General features: G+C 69.5%; 15 protein-coding genes and 1 other RNA gene. 3 read left to right on the top strand and 13 right to left on the bottom strand.

Annotated elements, in window-relative coordinates; translation table 11 throughout:
• Position 1: 1 nt before the first annotated feature.
• The 4 genes from QWJ38_RS18455 to QWJ38_RS18465 are packed head-to-tail and all read right to left on the bottom strand — an operon-like array spanning position 2 to position 5965.
• Complete coding sequence (locus QWJ38_RS18455) at positions 2 to 3352, bottom strand: transglutaminase family protein (RefSeq protein WP_290360586.1); 3351 nt, start codon at positions 3350 to 3352, stop codon at positions 2 to 4.
• 15 nt (positions 3353 to 3367) lie between these two features.
• Positions 3368 to 4354, bottom strand: coding sequence for an alpha-E domain-containing protein (locus QWJ38_RS18460; RefSeq protein WP_290360587.1), 987 nt, complete (start codon positions 4352 to 4354; stop codon positions 3368 to 3370).
• On the bottom strand, positions 4344 to 4499 hold the full coding sequence (locus tag QWJ38_RS24035; protein ID WP_350340439.1) for an alpha-E domain-containing protein: 156 nt from the start codon (positions 4497 to 4499) through the stop codon (positions 4344 to 4346). The genes QWJ38_RS18460 and QWJ38_RS24035 overlap by 11 nt, the downstream gene beginning before the upstream one ends.
• Positions 4500 to 4510: 11 nt before the next feature.
• Positions 4511 to 5965: a circularly permuted type 2 ATP-grasp protein gene (locus QWJ38_RS18465; RefSeq protein WP_290360588.1), complete on the bottom strand. Its 1455-nt coding sequence runs from the start codon at positions 5963 to 5965 to the stop codon at positions 4511 to 4513.
• Positions 5966 to 6314: 349 nt separating this feature from the next.
• On the opposite strand from QWJ38_RS18465, the gene QWJ38_RS18470 reads away from it, so the two are divergent.
• Entirely contained in the window at positions 6315 to 8657 is a 2343-nt protein-coding gene (locus QWJ38_RS18470; RefSeq protein WP_290360589.1) for an ATP-binding protein, read from the top strand.
• On the opposite strand, the gene QWJ38_RS18475 is transcribed toward QWJ38_RS18470, so the two are convergent.
• On the bottom strand, positions 8641 to 9624 hold the full coding sequence (locus QWJ38_RS18475) for a carbonic anhydrase (protein ID WP_290360590.1): 984 nt from the start codon (positions 9622 to 9624) through the stop codon (positions 8641 to 8643). The two genes, QWJ38_RS18470 and QWJ38_RS18475, sit on opposite strands and share 17 nt — an antisense overlap.
• A gap of 31 nt (positions 9625 to 9655) precedes the next feature.
• On the bottom strand, positions 9656 to 10861 hold the full coding sequence (locus tag QWJ38_RS18480) for a multidrug effflux MFS transporter (RefSeq protein WP_290360591.1): 1206 nt from the start codon (positions 10859 to 10861) through the stop codon (positions 9656 to 9658).
• A 124-nt stretch (positions 10862 to 10985) separates the two neighbouring features.
• Between QWJ38_RS18480 and QWJ38_RS18485 the strand changes: the two genes are divergently transcribed.
• Positions 10986 to 11978, top strand: coding sequence for a Gfo/Idh/MocA family protein (locus tag QWJ38_RS18485; RefSeq protein ID WP_290360592.1), 993 nt, complete (start codon positions 10986 to 10988; stop codon positions 11976 to 11978).
• Positions 11979 to 12005: 27 nt separating this feature from the next.
• On the opposite strand, the gene rnpB is transcribed toward QWJ38_RS18485, so the two are convergent.
• From rnpB to pyrC, 5 genes are all read right to left on the bottom strand, one after another.
• An RNA gene (gene rnpB, locus QWJ38_RS18490) (RNase P RNA component class A) lies at positions 12006 to 12380 on the bottom strand.
• A 39-nt stretch (positions 12381 to 12419) separates the two neighbouring features.
• Positions 12420 to 13436, bottom strand: a complete 1017-nt coding sequence (locus QWJ38_RS18495) for an FHA domain-containing protein (RefSeq protein WP_290360593.1) — start codon at positions 13434 to 13436, stop codon at positions 12420 to 12422.
• Positions 13403 to 14800, bottom strand: a complete 1398-nt coding sequence (locus QWJ38_RS18500; RefSeq protein WP_290360594.1) for a S1 family peptidase — start codon at positions 14798 to 14800, stop codon at positions 13403 to 13405. The genes QWJ38_RS18495 and QWJ38_RS18500 overlap by 34 nt, the downstream gene beginning before the upstream one ends.
• 80 nt (positions 14801 to 14880) lie before the next feature.
• On the bottom strand, positions 14881 to 15681 hold the full coding sequence (locus QWJ38_RS18505; RefSeq protein ID WP_290360595.1) for an NYN domain-containing protein: 801 nt from the start codon (positions 15679 to 15681) through the stop codon (positions 14881 to 14883).
• The gene (gene pyrC, locus QWJ38_RS18510) at positions 15678 to 16721 is read right to left on the bottom strand and encodes a dihydroorotase (RefSeq protein WP_290360596.1); all 1044 of its coding nucleotides are present in this window, start codon (positions 16719 to 16721) and stop codon (positions 15678 to 15680) included. Before pyrC ends, QWJ38_RS18505 begins: the two co-directional genes overlap by 4 nt.
• A 120-nt stretch (positions 16722 to 16841) precedes the next feature.
• Here pyrC and QWJ38_RS18515 point away from each other — a divergent pair, with 120 nt between their 5' ends.
• Entirely contained in the window at positions 16842 to 17717 is an 876-nt protein-coding gene (locus QWJ38_RS18515; protein ID WP_290360597.1) for a DUF4394 domain-containing protein, read from the top strand.
• A gap of 48 nt (positions 17718 to 17765) precedes the next feature.
• Here QWJ38_RS18515 and QWJ38_RS18520 read toward each other — a convergent pair whose 3' ends face one another.
• Both QWJ38_RS18520 and QWJ38_RS18525 read right to left on the bottom strand, forming a co-directional pair.
• Positions 17766 to 18500, bottom strand: a complete 735-nt coding sequence (locus QWJ38_RS18520) for an amino acid ABC transporter ATP-binding protein (RefSeq protein WP_290360598.1) — start codon at positions 18498 to 18500, stop codon at positions 17766 to 17768.
• Positions 18501 to 18511: 11 nt separating this feature from the next.
• Positions 18512 to 19177, bottom strand: a complete 666-nt coding sequence (locus tag QWJ38_RS18525) for an amino acid ABC transporter permease (RefSeq protein WP_290360599.1) — start codon at positions 19175 to 19177, stop codon at positions 18512 to 18514.
• Positions 19178 to 19272 lie beyond the last annotated feature (95 nt).

Raw genomic sequence — 19272 nt, forward strand, 5'->3', positions numbered from 1 at the left:
ATCAAGGCCCGGCGCGGCGCAGGTCGAGCGTGAACGGAAACTCCAGGCTGGGCCGCGGCGGCGCCAGCTCCAGCCGGCCCTGGCTGTGGCCCAGCGGCGTGAAGCGCGCCAGCCGGCGACTCTCGGCCTCGTAGGCATTGACGGGCAGGGTCTCGTAATTGCGCCCGCCGGGATGGGCGACGAAGTAGCGGCAGCCAGCCAGCGAGCGCTGCATCCAGTCGTCGACCAGATCGATGGTCAGCGGCGCCTGCAGGCCTATGGTCGGATGCAGGGCCGAGGGCGGGTGCCAGGCGCGAAAGCGCAGGCCGGCCACATATTCGCCGGCGCGGCCGGTCGGCTGCAGCGGCAGGGCGATGCCGTTGACGGCGATGCGGTGGCGCGGATCGACCAGGCCGCTGACCTTGATCTCGATCCGCTCCAGCGAGGAGTCGACATAGCGCACCGTGCCGCCGCCGCCGGTCTCCTCGCCCATCACATGCCAGGGCTCCAGCGCATTGCGCAGGGTCAGGTGCACGCCGCGCGCGGCCAGCTCGCCGATCTTGGGGAAGCGGAACTCGTGATGCGGCGCGAACCATTGCGCATCGAAGCCGTAGCCGGCGCGGCGCAGTTCCTCGATCACGTCCTCGAAATCCTGCTGGACGAAATGCGGCAGCATGAAGCGGTCGTGCAGGGCCGTGCCCCAGCGCACCAGCGGCGCGCGGTAGGGCTCGCGCCAGAAGCGCGCGAGCAGCGCGCGCAGCAGCAGCTGCTGGACGATGCTCATGCGCGCATGCGGCGGCATCTCGAAGCCGCGCAGCTCGACCAGGCCCAGGCGGCCGGTGGCCGAGTCGGGCGAGTAGAGCTTGTCGATGCAGAACTCGCTGCGGTGGGTGTTGCCGCTGGCATCGATCAGCAGATTGCGCAGCGCGCGGTCGATCAGCCAGGGCGGCAGCTGCTCGCCATGCCGCTCGCGCGCGCGGGCGATCTCGCCGAGCGCGATCTCGAGCTCGCGCAGCTGGTCGTTGCGCGCCTCGTCGACCCGCGGCGCCTGGCTGGTCGGGCCGATGAAGAGGCCCGAGAACAGATAGCTCAAGGAGGGATGGTTGTGCCAGTAGGCCAAGAGCGAGGCCAGCAGCTCGGGCCGGCGCAGAAAGGGCGAGTCGGCCGGCGTCGCGCCGCCGAGCACGAAGTGATTGCCGCCGCCGGTGCCGCCGTGGCGGCCGTCCAGCATGAACTTCTCGCTCGACAGCCGCGAGCGCCGCGCCGCCTCGTAGAGGAACTCGGTGTGCGCGACCAGCTCGGCCCAGCTCTGCGCCGGCTGGACATTGACCTCGATGACGCCGGGATCGGGCGTCAGCTGCAGGAGCTTCAGCCGCGGATCGCGGGGCGGCGGATAGCCCTCGAGCAGGATCTGCATGCTCAGCCCGGCGGCCGTCGCCTCGACGGCGCCCAGCAGCTCCAGGTACTCGTCGAGCCGGGCCAAGGGCGGCATGAAGACATAGAGGGCGCCGCCGGCCGCTGTCGACGAGGCCGAGGACACCCCGCTGGCGCGGCGCGGGTCGCGCGCCTCGACGCACAGCGCCGTGCGTATGGTCGCGTCGTCCTCGGCCGGCGCCGTCCTGGTCTCGGGCCGCTCCAGGCCCGGGATCTGCATGCGCAGGGTCGCCGGCGCCGCCAGGGCCGCACGCGGCGCGAAGGGGTCTTGCTCGATCACCTGCTGGCGATCCTCGGGGCGCAGCCAGGTCAGCGCATCGAGCGGCAGCCGGTAGCCCATCGGCGAATCGCCCGGATGCAGATACATGCGGCCGCTGCCCTCGCCCTCGCCCGGATCGCGGAACTGCCAGGGTCCGCTGCGCCAGCGGCTGCCGTCATGGGCCAGCGGCAGCGCATAGCCGACCTCGGCCGCCAGGCCCTGGGCAAAGACGCGGCGCAGGCGCTCGCGCTCGACGGCATCGTCGAGCCGCGAGTCGAAGGGGTCGACATTGGCCGGCAGGCGGCGTTCGCGCCACAGGTAGTAGAGCGAGTCCTCGTAGCCGGTCTGCAGATGGGCCGGGTCCAGGCCCAGCCGCTGGGTCAGCGCCTCGATGAAGCGGCGCGCGTCGGCCGCGCCATAGGGCTGCGGCTCGCGCTCGTCGGCGAACAGGGCCGGGTCTTGCCAGCAGGGCTGGCCGTCGGCGCGCCAGCAGATGGACAGCGCCCAGCGCGGCAGCTGCTCGCCCGGATACCACTTGCCCTGGCCGTGGTGCAGAAAGCCGCCCTGGCCGTATTCATCGCGCAGGCGCAGCAGCAGCTCCTGCGCGCGCAGGCGCTTGCTCGGGCCCAGCGCCTCGGTGTTCCACTCGGCGCCGTCGCGGTCGTCGACGGCGACGAAGGTCGGCTCGCCGCCCATCGTCAATCGCACATCGCCGGCCGCCAGCTCGGCGTCGACCTGCTCGCCCAGCGCCAGCACGGCCGCCCACTGGTCCTCGCCATAGGGCTTGGTGACGCGCGGCGATTCCCAGATGCGCGTCACCGTCATCCGGTGCTCGAACTCGACCTCGGCCGCGTCGACGGCGCCGCTGATCGGCGCGGCGCTGGACGGCTGCGGCGTGCAGGCCAGCGGGATATGGCCCTCGCCGGCCAAGAGGCCCGAGGTCGGGTCCAGGCCGACCCAGCCGGCGCCGGGCAGATAGACCTCGCACCAGGCGTGCAGATCGGTGAAGTCGCTCGCCGCGCCGCTGGGGCCGTCCAGCGCCTGCTCGTCCGGTTTCAGCTGGATCAGATAGCCGGAGGCGAAGCGCGCGGCCAGGCCCAGCCGGCGCAGCAGCTGGACCAGCAGCCAGGCCGAGTCGCGGCAGGAGCCCGAGCCCTTGGCCAGCGTCTGCTCCGGCGTCTGCACGCCGGGCTCCATGCGGATCAGATAGGACACATCCTGCTGCACGCGCCGGTTCAGCGCGACCAAGAAGTCGATCGTCGCCATGGGCCGGCGATCGATCGCATCCAGATAGTCGCTCACCAGCGGCGTCGCCGGCTCCGCCACCAGATAGGGCGCCAGCTCGGCGCGCAGCGCCGGCTCGTAGTCGAAGGGAAACTGCTGCGCCTGCGGCTCCAGGAAGAAGTCGAAGGGGTTGTAGACCGCCATCTCCGCCACCAGCTCGACGCTGACGCAGAAGCGCCCGGTCTTCTCGGGGAAGACCAGGCGCGCCAGGTAGTTGGCGAAGGGGTCCTGTTGCCAGTTGATGAAGTGCTCGTCCGGCTCGACCCGCAGCGAATAGGACAGGATGGGCGTGCGGCAATGCGGCGCCGGGCGCAGGCGCACGATCTGCGGCGACAGCGCGACGCGGCGGTCGTAGCGGTACTCGGTGACGTGGCTCAGCGCAATGTGGATGGACAAGGCGATCCCTCCCGCTCAGGACGACGGCATCATGATGAAATCGCGGCTGATGCCGGCGCCCAGCGCATTGACCCGTTCCAGGAACTGGGTCAGGAAGGCATGCAGGCCGGCCTCGATGATCTCGTCGATCTGCGCATACTCGAGCTCGGCGCGCAGCTTGCCGGCCTGGCGCATGGTCTCGCCGCCCGGGTCGTTGGCGACCCGCTTCAGATTGCTGATCAGCCGGCCCATGCAATGCGCGAGCGAGCGCGGCATGTTCGCGCGCAGGATCAGCAGCTCGGCGACCTTGTCCGGCTGGATGACATTGCTGTAGACCTTGCGATAGATCTCGAAGGCCGAGACCGAGCGCAGGATGGCCGACCAGTGGTAGAAATCGCGCGCCGTGTCGCGCTCGGCCGGCCCCTCCTCCTCGCCTTGGCTCTGGCGCTGGCTCTGCGCCGCGGCCGGCTGGCGGTGGAACTTGACGTCGAGCAGGCGCGCCGTGTTGTCGGCCCGCTCCAGAAAGCTGCCGATGCGCAGAAAGTCGAAGGCCTCGTCCTGCAGCATGGTGCCGACGGTGACGCCGCGCGACAGATGCGAGCGGAACTTGACCCATTCGAACAGCGAGGCCGGATCGCGCGTCAGCAGCCCGTCCTTCAGCAGGCGGTTGAACTCCAGCCAGGTGTGGTTGGTCGTCTCCCAGACCTCGGTCGTCAGCGTGCCGCGCACCGCGCGGGCGTTCTCGCGCGCCGCGCGCAGGCAGCTGATGATGGAGGAGGGATTGGCGGCATCGCGGACGATGAAGTCCTTGACCGTCTTCGCCTCGACCTCGCCATAGCGCGCCTGGTAGTCGGCGCTGAGCTCCGAGATCGACAGCAGGCTGTGCCAGCCCTGCTCGGCCAGCTCGGCCGACTGCGGCAGCAGCGAGGTCTGGTAGTTGACGTCCAGCATGCGCGCGGTGTTTTCTGCCCGTTCCATATAGCGGGCCAGCCAAAAGAGATGATCAGCGGTTCTAGACAGCATGCTTCGGCTCCTCTTGGCAGAAAACACCGCACGCGCTGACGCGCGTCGCCGTGTTGTGGGCTTCGCCCCAAGCGCTGCGCGCTTGACCCGCCCGCTCCATATAGCGGGCCAGCCAGAAGAGATGGTCGGCGGCTCTTGAAAGCATCTCGTCCTCCCTCAGCCTTCCAGCACCCAGGTGTCCTTGGTGCCGCCGCCCTGGCTGCTGTTGACCACCAGCGAGCCCTCCTTCAGGGCGACCCGGGTCAGGCCGCCGGGCACCGTCTGCACCGTCGTGCCGGACAGCACGAAGGGGCGCAGATCGATGTGGCGGGGCGCGATCCCGGACTCGACATAGGTCGGGCAGGTCGACAGGGACAGCGTCGGCTGCGCGATGTAGTTGTCGGGTCGCGCCAGCAGCTGGGCGCGGAAGTCGGCGATCTCCTGCCGGGTCGCCGCCGGGCCAACCAGCATGCCGTAGCCGCCGGCGCCATGCACCTCCTTGACGACCAGTTCGGGCAGATGATCCAGCACATAGGCCAGCGCCTCGGGCTCGCGGCAGATATGGGTCGGCACATTGTTCAGGATCGGCTTCTCGCCGAGGTAGAACTCGATCATCCGCGGCACATAGGGATAGATCGACTTGTCGTCGGCGATGCCGGTGCCGATCGCGTTCGACAGGGTGACGTTGCCGGCCTTGTAGGCCTCGACCAGGCCGGCGCAGCCCAGCTGCGAATCGGCGCGGAACACGCTGGGGTCGAGGAAGTCGTCGTCCAGGCGGCGGTAGATCACGTCGACCCGCTTCGGCCCGCGCGTCGTGCGCATGAAGACGAAGCCGTCCTTGACGAACAAGTCCTGACCCTCGACCAGCTCGACGCCCATCTGCTGGGCCAGGAAGGCATGCTCGAAATAGGCCGAGTTGTACATGCCCGGCGTCAGCACGACGACGGTCGGCTCGCCGGCATTGCTGATGCCCTGCGGCGCGACGCTGCGCAGAGTCTCCAGCAGCAGATCGGGGTAATGCGCGACCGGCGCGATGCGGTGGCGGGCGAACAGCTCCGGAAAGAGCCGCATCATCATCTTGCGGTTCTCCAGCATATAGCTGACACCGCTGGGCACGCGCAGATTGTCTTCCAGCACGTAATAGCTGCCCGTGCCGTCGGCATTGGCGGCGCGCACGATGTCGACGCCGGCGATGTGCGAGTAGATGCCGCGCGGCACGTCGACGCCCATCATCTGCGGGCGGAACTGCGCATTGCCCAGGATCTGCTCGGCCGGCACCACGCCGGCCTTGAGAATCTCCTGGCCGTGGTAGACGTCCTCGATGAAGCGGTTCAGCGCCGTCACCCGCTGCCGCAGGCCCCGCTCCATCTCGCGCCATTCGTGCGCCGGGATCACGCGCGGGATCAGGTCGAACGGAATCAGCCGCTCGGTGCCCTCGCCGCCGTCCTTGTCGCCATAGACGGCAAAGGTGATGCCGACGCGGCGGAAGATCAGCTCGGCCTCCTCGCGGCGCGCCCGCATCGTCGCCTCCGGCTGCTCGGCCAGCCATTGGGCATAGCTGCGGTAATGCTCGCGCGTCGTCGTCGGATCGGCGCCCCCCGGGGCCTGCATTTCGTCGAAGCTCGGTCTCATGGCAGTCTCCTGCAGCGGGCGTTGCAATAAGCGCACCAGCCGCCGCCAGCGGCTGCCGCCTCCCGGTTGCCGCACCGCCGCGGCGCCCGATGCACCAGCGGAGCGAGGCGCGCGCACCAGCGACGGCCGCCGGCACCAGAATCGAGCATCCGACGGTTGGATCGCCGCCACAATCCCGTCAAAAACAGTGGAAAACCCGGCGCCATTGGCGGCAAAGCGCCGAGGATGCGCTGGAAGCGACCGGGCGCGGGGAGAGAATGCGCAGGATTCCGGCCTGGCCGACCGGAAGGGCAAGGACTGCCGAGCCGGCCGCCCCAGGCCGCCAGCGGGATTGATGAGGTCACAGGTTTTGAGCAGAAAAGCATCGAGCTCGCTATTCGTCGCGATCGCGCTGGGCGCCAGCATCGGCCTGCTGCTGCCGGCGCTGACCGTGGGCGGCATCCTGATCGGCCTGCGCGAGCCCCAGGTCGCCGCCAGCGCGCAGCAGCGCGATCTGGAGGCCAAGCTGGACGTGCTGGCCTCCAGCCTGCCCGAGCTGCTGTGGAATCTGGACGCGGTGGCCGCGCGCGAGGTGGTGTCGGCCATCATGAAGTCGCCCGATGTCGTGCGGGTCAAGGTCAGCGATGCCTCGCAGGGCGTGCCCTTCATCGAGATGAGCTACCCCGAGCGCAAGCTCGGCCATGCGGTGCAGGGCGAGCGCGAGGTCTTCCGCGGCTCGACCCGCATCGGCCATATCCAGATCGAGATCGACGACCATCTGAGCACCGAGGCGCTGACCCGCCAGCGCTGGCTCTACGGCCTGACGGTCGGCGGCCAGCTGCTGGCCTCGCTCGCCCTGATCCTGGCCCTGCTCAATTCGCGCGTGATGCGGCCGCTGCGCGAGCTTGGCGGCTTTGCCAACGACCTGGCCGAGGGCCGCTTCAGCGCCCAGCTGAAACCGGGCAGCCATGACGAGATCGGCCGGCTCGGCGGCCATCTGGAAAATATGCGCGACGCGCTGCAGGGCCAGTTCGACCGCCAGCGCGCGCTGATCGAGCGCCTGCGCGGCATGGCCGAGACGGTGCCGGGCGTTGTCTACCAGCTGCGCCTGGGCCGCGACGGCAGCTTCTCCTTCGCCTATGTGTCGGAGGCGGTGAAGGACTATTTCCAGCTCAGCGCCCATGCGCTGGGCCATGACGCGCGTCCCTGGTTCGAGCAGATCCATCCGGAGGACCGGCCGGCGGTGCGCGAATCGCTGATGACCTCGGCCCGGCATCTGGCGCCCTGGCAGCAGGAGTTCCGCACCCACAACAGCGACGGCAGCGAGCGCTGGCTCTACGGCAATGCGATCGCCCAGCTGGAAGAAGGCGGCACCGTGCTCTGGCACGGCTTCCTGACCGATATCTCGCGCCAGCGCCGCGACGCGCTGGAGCTGGGCCGCTACCGCCACCATCTGGAGGAACTGGTCGAGGCGCGCACCGCCGAGTTGGCCGAGGCGACCCAGGCGGCCGAGGCGGCCAGTCTGGCCAAGAGCGCCTTCCTGGCCAATATGAGCCACGAGATCCGCACGCCGATGAACGCCATCATCGGCCTGACCTATCTGGTGCAGAGCGACACCACCGAGCCGGTGCAGCAGGAGCGGCTGCAGAAGGTGGCCGATGCGGCCGAGCACCTGCTGTCGGTGATCAACAATGTGCTGGACTTCTCCAAGATCGAGGCCGGCAAGCTGCAGCTGGAGCACAGCGAGTTCACCGTCACCCAGGTGCTGGACAACATCTCCAGCATGCTGGCGCAGCGCGCGGCCGAGAAGCGGCTGCAGGTCAAGGTCGACGTCGAGCCGCGGCTGGCCAAGCAGGTGCTGCTGGGCGATGCGCAGCGCATCTCCGAGGTGCTCCTCAACTTCGCCGGCAATGCGGTCAAGTTCACCGAGGTCGGCTTCGTGCGCCTGTCCGCCCGCGTCGAGCGCGAGCTGGGCCATGCGCTGCAGCTGCGCTTCGAGGTGCAGGACAGCGGCATCGGCATCGCCGAGGACGTGCAGCGCCGCCTGTTCCAGGACTTCGAGCAGGCCGACAGCTCGACGACGCGCCGCTACGGCGGCACCGGCCTGGGCCTGGCGATCTGCCGTCGCCTGGCCGAGCTGATGCAGGGCGAGGTCGGCGTGCACAGTGCGCCGGGCCTGGGCAGCCGCTTCTGGTTCAGCCTCAAGGTCGAGAAGAGCGAGGCGGCGCCGGCCGCGGCGGCGCCGCAGCCGCGCAGCCATGCGGCGCGCGAGCTGCTGCAGCAGCAGTTTGGCGGCACGCGGGTGCTGCTGGCCGAGGACAACGCGGTCAACCAGGAGGTCGCCGTCGCGCTGCTGGCCAGCGCCGGCATCGAGGTCGACGTGGCCGCGGACGGCCAGCAGGCCCTGGACATGATCGGCCAGCGCGACTACGCGCTGGTGCTGATGGACGTGCAGATGCCGGTGATGGACGGGCTGGACGCGACGCGCGCGATCCGCCGCACCGAGATCGGCCGCGACATCCCCATCCTGGCGATGACGGCCAATGCCTTTGCCGAGGAGCGCCAGCGCTGCCTGGAGGCCGGCATGAACGACCATGTGGCCAAGCCGGTGGTCGCCGAACAGCTGTTCGCGACCCTGCACCTGTGGTTCAGCCGCGCCGCGGCCAGCCGCAGGCCTGGCAGCATCAACGCGCAGCCTACTGGGACTCCTTGATCAGCCGCCCGGCGCCGGCCTGCACCGGCCGCGCGTTCATCGGGTAGAGCTTGGCGAAGATGGCGATCTGCTGCGCGCTCAGCGCGACCGGCTGGCGCATCACCATCCACAGCACGCCCTCCGAGCAGGGCGGCGTCGTCAGCGAGCCCATATAGGTGTAGTAGCCGCGCTCGGCCGGCAGCAGCTGCAGCGGATCGAGCTGGCCCGGGCCCGGCAGCGCCTCGCCCTTCTCCAGCGGCAGATTGTTCCAGACCGTCTGCACCAACGGATGCGGGCGGCCGTCGGCGCCGCGCTCCAGCAGCACCGCGACCACGGCCAGCCGCCCCTGCCCGTCCTGGTGGACCAGGTGGGCGACCATCTCGTAGGCGCGGCCGTTGACGCGCTCCTCGCTCGGCCGGTGGAAGTGGAACTGCTGCAGCTCGTAGCGCCGGCCCATCACCTGCAGCGCATTGCCGGGGGCGAGATCGACCTGCACCGTGTGGCCGTTGTCCAGCACCGAGAAGCCGCTGGGCCGGTAGTCGAAGCGGATCTTTTCCAGCTCGACCTTGATGCCCTCGCGGATGTCGATGGGGCTCTGCCGCGTGCCGCTGGCACAGAGCCGGTTGTCGGCGCTCAGGCCGGCCCAATGCTCGGGCCCGGCCTCGCCGGCATAGCCCCAGTGGGCGGCGGCGGCGCCATGGGCCGCCGGCTCGGGCCGGGGCTCCGGCCGCGGTTCGAGCGCGCCCGAGTAGGCGGCCGGATGGGCCGATGAATGGGCGGCCGAGGATGCTGCCGGCCGGGCCGGCGCCGCCTTGCCGGGCTTGGCGGCCGGCTTCGCTTCCGGCTTGCTGAGTTGCTCGGCCAGCCGCTGGCGCAGCAGCTCCAGCGGCTCCTCGTCCGCAGCGGCGGCGGCCGCCGGCGACAGCGCCAGCAGGGCACAGGAGACGACGGCGGCGGCGCCGGCACGGCGGAACGGGAACTTGCTCATCGCTGCTTCATCGGCCGCCGCCGATGAATCTTTAACTGACTGCGGGCTTGACCCAGAGCCAGGCCAGCAGGCCTATGCACATCATCGCCATCATCGTCAGCGCCAGCGCCAGGGTCGAATGCATGACCAGGGGCACGACCACGCCGGCGACGATGCCGTTGGCGATGCTGCCGATGCAGGCCTGCAGCGAGGAGGCCATGCCGCGGCGGTCGGGCGCCTGGTCCAGCACCAGGATGGTCACCACCGGCACCATCAGCGCCCAGCCGAAGCCGAAGCCGAAGATGATGGGCAGGCACCACCAGGGGCTGGGCGGCAGCAGCAGGTTCAGCACGATATTGAGCACCGAGACCAGGGCCATGATGACGAAGCCATGGCGGATCTGGTGCTTGGGCTTGATCTTGCCGGCCAGGCGGCCGCTCAGCCAGGCGCCGCCCATGATGCCGCCGATCGAGAAGCAGAAGAACCAGAAGAACTGCTGCGGCGCCAGCTGTAGATGCTCGCCCAGGAAGACCGGCGCGGCCAGCACATAGAGGAAGAGCCCGTTGAAGGGCACGCCGCTGGCGAAGGCCAGCAGGAGGAAGCGCCGGCTGCTGGTCAGCCGCCAGTAGCCCTTCAGCAGCGGCACGACGTGGAAGGGCTGGACCATCTCCCTGTGCAGGGTCTCGGGCAGCAGGCGCCAGTTGGCAACGAAGAGCGCGACGCCGACCAGCACCAGGAACCAGAAGATCGAATGCCAGTCCGCGTGGACGAAGAGGAAGCCGCCGACCATCGGTGCGATCGCCGGCGCGACGCCGAAGAAGATCGTCACCTGCGACATCACCCGCTGCGCCTCGGACGGCGGGAACATATCGCGGATGATGGCGCGCGAGACGACGATGCCGGCGCCGGCCGACATGCCCTGCACCGTGCGCCAGAACACCAGCTGACCGATGCTGCCGGCCAGCGCGCAGCCCAGCGAGGCCAGGGTGAACACCGCCATGCCCCAGAGCACGACCGGGCGGCGGCCGAAGCTGTCGGACAGCGCGCCGTGGAACAGGTTCATCACCGCGAAGCCGAACAGATAGCTGGACAGCGTTTGCTGCATCTCGACCGGCGTCGCGCCGAGCGCCTTGGCGATGCCGGAGAAGGCCGGCAGATAGGTGTCGATCGAGAACGGGCCGATCATGCCCAGGCAGGCCAGCAAGACGGCCAGGGCCCAGCGCGGGGCGCGCCACAATTGGCTGGCTTCTGGATTCATCGATCGTTTCTTCTTGGAGGCCGATCGCGGGACGATGCGGCGCGGGGATGGCTTGCCAGTGTAGCGGCGGCCCCTACACTGCGCGGCTCGATGTCTGTGCAATGCGAACGAGCGTGGTGATGAGATGAGCAATCGTGATGATGGACAGCGCCTGCGTATCGGCGTGATCGGTCTGGGCGTGATGGGCCAGCGCATGCTGGCACGGCTGGCCGGCCACGAGCGCCTGCAGGCCGCCTGGGTCTGGGACGCCGATCCGGCCGCCGTCGCCCGGACCTTGCAGACCTATCCGCAGCTGCGCGCGGCCGACAGCGCGGCCGGGCTGATCGCCAGCGAAGGCCTGCACAGCCTCTATATCGCGACGCCGCCGGCGCCCCATATGGCGCTCACCGAGCTGGCCTTCGACGCCGGCCTGGCCGTGTTCTGCGAGAAGCCGCTGACGGTGGACTTCGAGGCCGCGCGCCGCTGCATCGCGCGCATCGAGCGCGAGGGCCGACGCGCCGCGGTCAATTTCGCCCTCGCCTCCTCGCCGGGCCTGGGCCTGCTGCAGACGAGCTTCGGCGCCGCCGCCAAGCGGCCGCTGGGCGAGCTGACCGCCGTCGAGCTGGAAGTGGCTTTCGCTGCCTGGCCGCGGCCCTGGCAGGCGGCGGCCGGCCGCTGGCTGGCCGAGCGTGTCGAGGGCGGCTTCACCCGCGAGGTGCTGTCGCACTTCATCTTCGTGCTGCAGCGCGTGCTGGGCCCGGCGACCGTGCAGGCCAGCGCCGCCAGCTATCCGGCCGACGGCATCGGCGCCGAGACGGCGCTGCGCGCCGAGCTGCAGGCCGGTGGCGTGCCGGTGCGCATCACCGGCGCCGTGGCCGGTGAGGTGGCCGACCGCAACCGCATGCTGTGGCGGGGCGCCGCCGGCGAGATCGAGCTGGGCCAGTGGTTCAGCGAGGTCCAGCAGCGTCGCCACGATGGCAGCCGCCCGCTCGGCGACGCGGCCCTGCTGCGCAACGCAGCCCAGGCCGACCAGCTGCAGCAATGGGTGGCAATGATCGAAGGCCGCTCGCACAGCCTGCCCGGCTACGCCGAGTCGCTGGCCGTGCAGCAGACGATCGAGGCGCTGCTGCGCCGCTGATCGCTGCCGCTCGGCCGGCAGGAAAAAAGGTGAAGCAAGTCGATAGGCCGGATTCTGTGCGGGACCTGACCCTTGCGGGCCCGGTCCCGTGACCGCCATTCCTCTTGGCCGGGCATCGCTGCCCGGCTCGGTGCCACCTACCCGCCAGCTCTGCGAGCCGCATCAATACTGGCCTACTTGGTGTTGCTGCGCGTAGAGATTGCCCGTTTCACCCGATCCCGCAGGCTGCGCTTGCGGTCCCGCGGGGCTGTGACACCCCGCACGTTCGATCGACTCGTCTCTGTTGCTCTGATCCTCGGCTCACGCCGGACAGCCGTTAGCTGCTACGCCGCTCTGTGCAGTCCGGACCTTCCTCCAGCCCCATGTTTCCATGCCCGGGCCAGCGGCGGTCTGACTTGCTTCACGGCCGCCATTATCGTTCAGCCGACACGCCTGCGCGGCCTACTCTTCCTGGCCGTCCGAATCCGGCTCCTCGTTGTCCTTCTTCGCCTGGCGGGCCAGCTCCGCCTGCAGCGGACGCAGCTGCTCGAGCAGCGCCTGCGGCGGTTTCGGCGTGGCCAGGCGCAGGGCCGGCGGTGGCAGCGCGCTCAGATAGGGCGGGCCGAACCAGTGCTGCTGCTCCTGGCGGCGCGCGGCGTTCAGGCCCAGGCCCAGCAGCAGCAGCAGGCCCAGGCCGGTCGCCAGCGCACGGCGCGCGCGCGGCCAGACCAGGCTGGCATGCCACCACAACAGCAGCGCCATGCTGACCGGGAATAGCAGATCGCCGATGACCATCAGCCGCCCCCAGGAGAAGGCATAGGCGAGCAGCGGGAGCAGGCTGTCCAGCAGCTGCATCGCCAGCAGCCAGACCAGGGCGCGCCGCAGATGGCTGGCGAAGGGGAAGCGGTGGCGGAACAGCTGCGTCACCAGCGACCAGGCCGCGGCCCAGCCGAGCACCGCGGCCAGCGGCCCCAGCACCGGCGAGCTGTACTCGATCAGCCGCGAGCCGGGGTTCAGGCTGGTCCATTGCTCGAAGGCCAGCAGCGCCAGCCAGGCCAGCAGGAGCAGCGGCAGCGCGAGCCGGCCGGCGCGCGTCACCACGCGGCGCAGCTGATGGCTTTCCAGCGGCAGCTCGGGCGCCAGCGGCGCGGCGGCGCTGCGCCAACGCAGCTGGGTCGCGCCGAGCTGAAACAGCGCCGCAGCGCCCAGCGCCACCGACTCGCCGGCGGCCAGACGGCGCTCGCCGATCCAGCCGCCATTCAGGCTGGGCAGCAGGGTCAGGCGCGGACCCTCGGCCTCGTCGCTCCAGCTGAGCTCGGCATGCTCGGCCGCGACATGCGCGTCGTCCAGCACCAGCTCGCAGCCGGGCGAACGGCCGATGCGGGCCGGCCATTGGCGGATCTTGTGGACGGCGCGCGCCTGGCCGTCGCGGTCGAGCACCTCGATCACCGCGGCGCGGTCTTGCGGTCCGCCGTCCATGCGAAACCCTCCAGATAATGGGCGCTCAGCTTCAGCGCGTTGTCGAAGGAGACGCCGCGCGCGTCGAAGCGGCCCAGCGCACCCTCGGTGGCGGCATCCACGGTCGTCACCAGGATGCTCAGATCGTGCAGGCCCTCGAGCTTGCGGTAGGCGCGCAGGCAGACGACGGCGCGCAGCGGCAGGCCCTCGCGGTCGATGAACTCCTCCTTGCAGAACGGTGCGGTGCGGGTCTTGTCCTCGCGGCCCAGGCGCTCGTTGCGGAAGCTGTCCGAATACTGCTTGGCAAAGCGCAGCGCGCCGAGCTTGCGGCCGTCGTAGGCCTCGTGCGAGATGTCCAGATAGCCGGTCTGCAACTGGCCGTTGACGAACAGCGCATGCTCCATCCGGCATTGCGAACGCTGGAACTCCAGGCCCTTGGTATCGGCCGGGGTCCCCCGCCCCCAGCAGCGCATGAACTGCTCCTGCGGCACCGGCAACTGGTAGCGCGCGTGGCCGGCCGAACGCCAGGGCTGGGCGACGAAGCGCATCGTCAGCTCGTCCTGGTAGGCCAGCAGCTGCTCGCGCAGGCGCGGCCAGGCCGGCTTCGTCATCGCCTTGGCATCGCGGCTGCGCTCGAACAGCGCCTGCGCGTATTCGCCCGGCACCAGAAAGCTCATCTGCTGGGCAAAGAACATCGCCGAGACATTGACGCCGACGACGCGCCCTTCCTCGTCCACCACCGGGCCGCCGCTCATGCCGGCGTTGATGCTGCCGGCGTAGTAGATCAGCGCGTCGAAGCTGCGCTCGACCAGGCCGTTGTAATTGCCCTCGACGACGGCGAAGGCGACGTCGTGCGGATTGCCCATCGAATAGATGCGATCGCCCTTGGACAGCGGCTCGCCCAAGGGGCGGAAGCCCAGCTTGCCGCGCCCCTGCAGACTCTTGGCGTCGGCCGGCACCGCACGCAGCAGGGCCAGATCGCGGCGCACGTCGAAGTCCAGCAGCTCCAGCCGGCCCTCCTGGCCCTCGGTCGTCGCATAGCGCAGGCGGTAGCGATCGGGCTCCAGCGCGGCCTGGCTGACGACGTGATAGTTGGTCATCACATGGCCGTCCTCGCTGACCAGAAAGCCGGAACCGACCGAGGCCTGGCTGTCCTGGTTCTTCAGCAGGGTGCGGATCTGCAGCAGCTGCGAGCGGGCGCGCTCGTAGACGCGCCGCGCGGTGGCCGAGACGGCGGCCGGCGGTGCCGAGGCCGCAGCGGCCGCTGGCGTGGCAGCGGACGCGGCGACCGGCGGCCGAACCTGCGCCGAGACGGCGCCGGACAGCAGCAGCGCAGCCAGCGCCAGCATGGACGCGGCCCGGCCCGGCCGGCGCCTCTTCGACATTGAGAGCAAGCGATCCTCCCCGATCGAGCCATGATGCATGGCGCCGATGCTAGCGGGTTTCGGCCCCGGGCCGCGGCAACTCAGGCGGCGCTGAACTGCACCTTGTTCGGCTGGCGCTCCGGCGACAGCAGGAAATGCGCGCCATGCTTCTTGAACAGCTTGGTCGAGGGCGCCGTGCGCGCCAAGAGGCCGGCCTGGCGCAAAGCCTGGGCCGCCTCGCCGAGCTCGACCCGCTCGCCGCCGCGCAGCGCCGGCACGGCCTGCAGGATGGCCTCGATCTCGGGCGGCAGCGCGGGCGCCGCGGCTTCGGCCGGCGCGGGCGCGGCCACGGACTTCTTGCGCGCGGCGGGCTTGCGTTTTGCGGCGGCCGGTGCGGGCGCGGAGGCAAGAGCCGGCACCGGCTTGGCGGCCGGCGCCGGGGTCGGCGCTTGCGTGCGGCCCCGCTTGGCCGCGGCGACGCCCGAGCGATGCGCGATATCGCTGAACTGGTCGTAGGCGCCCGGGACGCCCTCGCCGGTCTTGCCCTGCTGACCGAAGCCGCGCACCCAGGCACCCTTCTCGCGCAGGCGGCCGACCAGCGGCGTGTAGTCGGAGTCCGAGGACACGATCACGACGACCGTCGGCCGCTCGGCGAGCACCAGGTCCATCGCATCGACGGCCAGCGCGATATCGGTCGAGTTCTTGCCGACGGCCAGATTGACCATGGGTCGCAGGCCCAGGCGCTTCATGAAGCCCGCATGCTGCTGCGCCTGCTCGGCCGTGCAGTAGGCGCGGCGCACATGGATGGCGCCATAGTCCTGGCGCAGCAACTCGAAGGCCTGTTCGATCACCTCGGTCGAGACATTGTCGAAATCGACCAGCAGCATCACGCGGCTGCTCATGCTTCCAGCCTCCAGGCCAGCGTCTCGCCACCGCGCAGCGGCTTCAGCTGCGCATCGCCGAAGGCCACGGCCTCGGGCAGCGTCCATTCCTGCTTGCTCAGCGTGATCGTGCCGCTGTTGCGCGGCAGGCCGTAGAAGTCGGCGCCGTTGAAGCTGGCAAAGGCCTCGAAGCTGTCCAGCGCGCCCATCGCCTCGAAGGCCTCGGCATAGAGCTCCAGCGCCGACAGCGCGGTAAAGCAGCCGGCGCCGCAGACCGAGTTCTCCTTCATCACCGAGGCATGCGGCGCGCTGTCGGTGCCGAGGAAGAACTTGGGCGAGCCCGAGGTGGCCGCCTGGATCAGGGCCTGGCGGTGTTCCTCGCGCTTGAGCACCGGCAGGCAGTAGTAATGCGGGCGCAGGCCGCCGGTGAAGATCGCGTTGCGGTTGTAGAGCAGATGCTGCGGCGTCAGCGTCGCGGCCGTATAGCGGTCGGCCGCGGCCACGTATTGCGCGGCCTCCTTGGTCGTGATGTGCTCGAACACCACCTTCAGCTCCGGCATGTCGCGGCGCAAGGGCGCCATCACGCGGTCGATGAAGACCGCCTCGCGGTCGAACACGTCGATGGCCGGATCGGTGACCTCGCCGTGGACCAGCAAGAGAATGCCCTCCTTCTGCATCGCCTCCAGCGTCCGGTAGGTCTTCCTGATGTCGGTCACGCCGGCGTCGCTGTTCGTCGTCGCGCCAGCCGGGTAGAGCTTCAGCGCGACGACGCCGGCATCCTTGGCCCGCTTGATCTCGTCCGCCGGCGTCAGGTCGGTGAGATACAAGGTCATCAGCGGCTCGAAATCCATGCCCTCGGGCACCGCGGCGCGGATGCGCGCGCGGTAATGCGCGGCCTGCTCGGCCGTCGTCACCGGCGGACGCAGATTCGGCATGATGATCGCGCGGCCGAACTGGCGCGCCGTGTAGGGCACGACGCTGCGCATCGCCGCCTCGTCGCGCACATGCAGATGCCAGTCGTCGGGGCGGGTGATCGTGAGGGTGGTGGTGCTGCTGCTCATGGCGGGGATTGTCGCACCCGGCCCGGCCGTGAAATCCGTCGCGCGGGGCGCGCATCGCGGTGAACGCCCGGCGCGGCGGCGCGCCAACAATGGCGCGTCGTTTCAACGAGGAATCGCACCATGAAGAGTCAAGTCCTGGCCCTGGCCACCGCCGCCCTGCTGGGCGGCTGCGCGACGCAGGAGCCCGGCGAACCCCTCGGTCCGCCGGCCAAGGAGACGATTTACGCCGTCACCGGTTCGAACAAGCTGATCCAGTTCAATGCCGGCCAGCCGCAGAAGCTGCTGTCGAGCCGCTCGCTCACCGGCCTGGCCGCGCAGGAGCATCTGCTGGGCATCGACTACCGCGTGGCCAAGGGCCAGCTCTTCGGCCTGGGCGCCAGCGGGCAGCTCTACCGCATCGACACCACCAGCGCCACGGCCACGCCGGTCGGCACGCCGCTGGCGCTGCCGCGCGAGGGCGCGACCGAATGGGGCTTCGACTTCAACCCGACGGTGGATCGCATCCGCGTCGTCAACGACGCCGGCTTCAATCTGCGCCTGCATCCGGACACCGGCGCCATCGTCGACGGCAACCCCGATCAGCCCGGCGTGCAGCTCGACGGCCGCCTGGCCTACGACGCGGCCGACGCGAACGCCGGCAAGACGCCGGCCATCGTCGCCGCCGGCTATACCTACAACAAGGACAACGAGAAGATCACCACCAACTACGCGCTCGACGGCCGCCAGGGCCTGCTGGTGCACCAGGGCATGAAGGAAGGCGTGCAGCCGATGGTCTCGCCCAACACCGGGCGGCTGTACACGGTCGGCCCGCTGGGCATCGGCCCCTTCGAGCACGCGACGCTGGACATCTCGGACCTCTCCAACGCCGCCTATTCGGCCATCAGCCGCGGAACGAGCTCGAGCTGGTACCGGATCGATCTGGCCAGCGGCCGCGCGACGCGGATCGGCACGATCGCCGGCGGCGAGGCCGTCGTAGGCGCGGCGATCGAGCCCTGAGGCCCGTCGGGACATGCGACAAGGGCGCCGATGGCGCCCTTTTCTTCATCAGTGCTGCAGGATCTTGGCCAGGAAGTCCTTGGCGCGCGGCGAGCGGGCCTCCGGGCTGCCGAAGAAGTCTTCGCGCGTGCAATCCTCGACGATGCGGCCGGCGTCCATGAAGATCACGCGGTTGCTGACCTTCTTGGCAAAGCCCATTTCGTGGGTCACGCACATCATCGTCATGCCCTCGTGGGCCAGCTTGACCATCACGTCGAGCACCTCGCCGACCATCTCCGGATCGAGCGCCGAGGTCGGCTCGTCGAACAGCATCACGACCGGATCCATCGACAGCGCCCGCGCGATCGCGACGCGCTGCTGCTGGCCGCCGGACAGCTGGCCGGGGAACTTATCCTTGTGCGCCGACAGGCCGACGCGGTCCAGCATCTTCAGGCCGCGCGTCTTGGCGTCGTCGGCGCTGCGGCCCAGCACCTTGATCTGGGCGATCGTCAGGTTCTCGGTCACGCTCAGATGCGGGAACAGCTCGAAATGCTGGAACACCATGCCGACGCGCGAGCGCAGCTTGGGCAGATCGGTCTTGGGGTCGGTGATCGAGATGCCGTCGACGACGATGTCGCCCTTCTGGATCGGCTCCAGCGCGTTGACGGTCTTGATCAGCGTGGACTTGCCCGAGCCCGAAGGGCCGCAGACGACGACGACCTCGCCCTTGGCGATGTTCGTCGAGCAGTCGGTCAGCACCTGGAAGGGGCCGTACCACTTGGAGATGTTCTTGATTTCAATCATGGCTCAGGCCTTCAACGGATGATGGCGATCTTCTTCTGCAGCCGGCGCACGAGCATGGACAAGCTGAAGCAGATGACGAAGTAGACAACGGCGGCGACCAGATAGGTCTCGACCGGGCGGTTGAAGTTCTTGCCGGCGACCTCGAAGCCCTTCAGCAGGTCATAGGCGCCGATCGCATAGACCAGGGAGGTGTCCTGGAACAGGATGATGGTCTGCGTCATCAGCACCGGCAGCATATTGCGGAAGGCCTGCGGCAGCACCACCAGCTGCATGGTCTGGCGGTAGCTCATGCCCATCGCATAGCCGGCGAAGACCTGGCCCCGCGAGACCGACTGGATGCCGGCGCGCATGATCTCCGAGAAATAGGCGGCCTCGAAGACGGTGAAGGTGATGATGGCCGACAGTTCGGCCCCCATGGGCCGGCCGATCAGCATGGGGATCAGCAGGAAGAACCACAGGATCACCATCACCAGCGGGATGGAGCGCAAGGTGTTGACGTAGAAGGCCGCCGGCAGGATCAGCCACCGCTTGCCGGACAGGCGCATCAGCGCCAGCAAGGTGCCCAGCGCGATGCCGCCCAGGGTCGCGATCAAGGTCAGCTGGATCGAGAAGAAGAAGCCCTTGGCGATGAAGCTGGAGACGACGCTCCAGTCGAGGAATGCAAAGTCCAGGTTCATGGCGCCTCCCGCCGGGCCGCCCCAAGGGAGGCGAGCGCCCCAAGGGCTTGTAAAAGCTCGCTGCACGAGCTTGGGGGCAGGAACGAAGTGACGTG

This window comes from Roseateles violae, from assembly GCF_030410485.1.
GTDB classification, from domain to species: Bacteria; Pseudomonadota; Gammaproteobacteria; order Burkholderiales; family Burkholderiaceae_C; genus Roseateles_D; species Roseateles_D violae.

Excerpts from the sequence above, each read along its gene's own strand:
- QWJ38_RS18460 (WP_290360587.1), bottom strand. The coding sequence starts at position 4,354 with ATGCTGTCTAGAACCGCTGATCATCTCTTTTGGCTGGCCCGCTATATG.
- QWJ38_RS24035 (WP_350340439.1), bottom strand. The coding sequence starts at position 4,499 with ATGCTTTCAAGAGCCGCCGACCATCTCTTCTGGCTGGCCCGCTATATG.
- QWJ38_RS18465 (WP_290360588.1), bottom strand. The coding sequence starts at position 5,965 with ATGAGACCGAGCTTCGACGAAATGCAGGCCCCGGGGGGCGCCGATCCG.
- QWJ38_RS18475 (WP_290360590.1), bottom strand. The coding sequence starts at position 9,624 with ATGAGCAAGTTCCCGTTCCGCCGTGCCGGCGCCGCCGCCGTCGTCTCC.
- QWJ38_RS18480 (WP_290360591.1), bottom strand. The coding sequence starts at position 10,861 with ATGAATCCAGAAGCCAGCCAATTGTGGCGCGCCCCGCGCTGGGCCCTG.
- QWJ38_RS18485 (WP_290360592.1), top strand. The coding sequence starts at position 10,986 with ATGAGCAATCGTGATGATGGACAGCGCCTGCGTATCGGCGTGATCGGT.
- QWJ38_RS18495 (WP_290360593.1), bottom strand. The coding sequence starts at position 13,436 with ATGGACGGCGGACCGCAAGACCGCGCCGCGGTGATCGAGGTGCTCGAC.
- QWJ38_RS18500 (WP_290360594.1), bottom strand. The coding sequence starts at position 14,800 with ATGTCGAAGAGGCGCCGGCCGGGCCGGGCCGCGTCCATGCTGGCGCTG.
- QWJ38_RS18505 (WP_290360595.1), bottom strand. The coding sequence starts at position 15,681 with ATGAGCAGCCGCGTGATGCTGCTGGTCGATTTCGACAATGTCTCGACC.
- pyrC (WP_290360596.1), bottom strand. The coding sequence starts at position 16,721 with ATGAGCAGCAGCACCACCACCCTCACGATCACCCGCCCCGACGACTGG.
- QWJ38_RS18515 (WP_290360597.1), top strand. The coding sequence starts at position 16,842 with ATGAAGAGTCAAGTCCTGGCCCTGGCCACCGCCGCCCTGCTGGGCGGC.
- QWJ38_RS18520 (WP_290360598.1), bottom strand. The coding sequence starts at position 18,500 with ATGATTGAAATCAAGAACATCTCCAAGTGGTACGGCCCCTTCCAGGTG.
- QWJ38_RS18525 (WP_290360599.1), bottom strand. The coding sequence starts at position 19,177 with ATGAACCTGGACTTTGCATTCCTCGACTGGAGCGTCGTCTCCAGCTTC.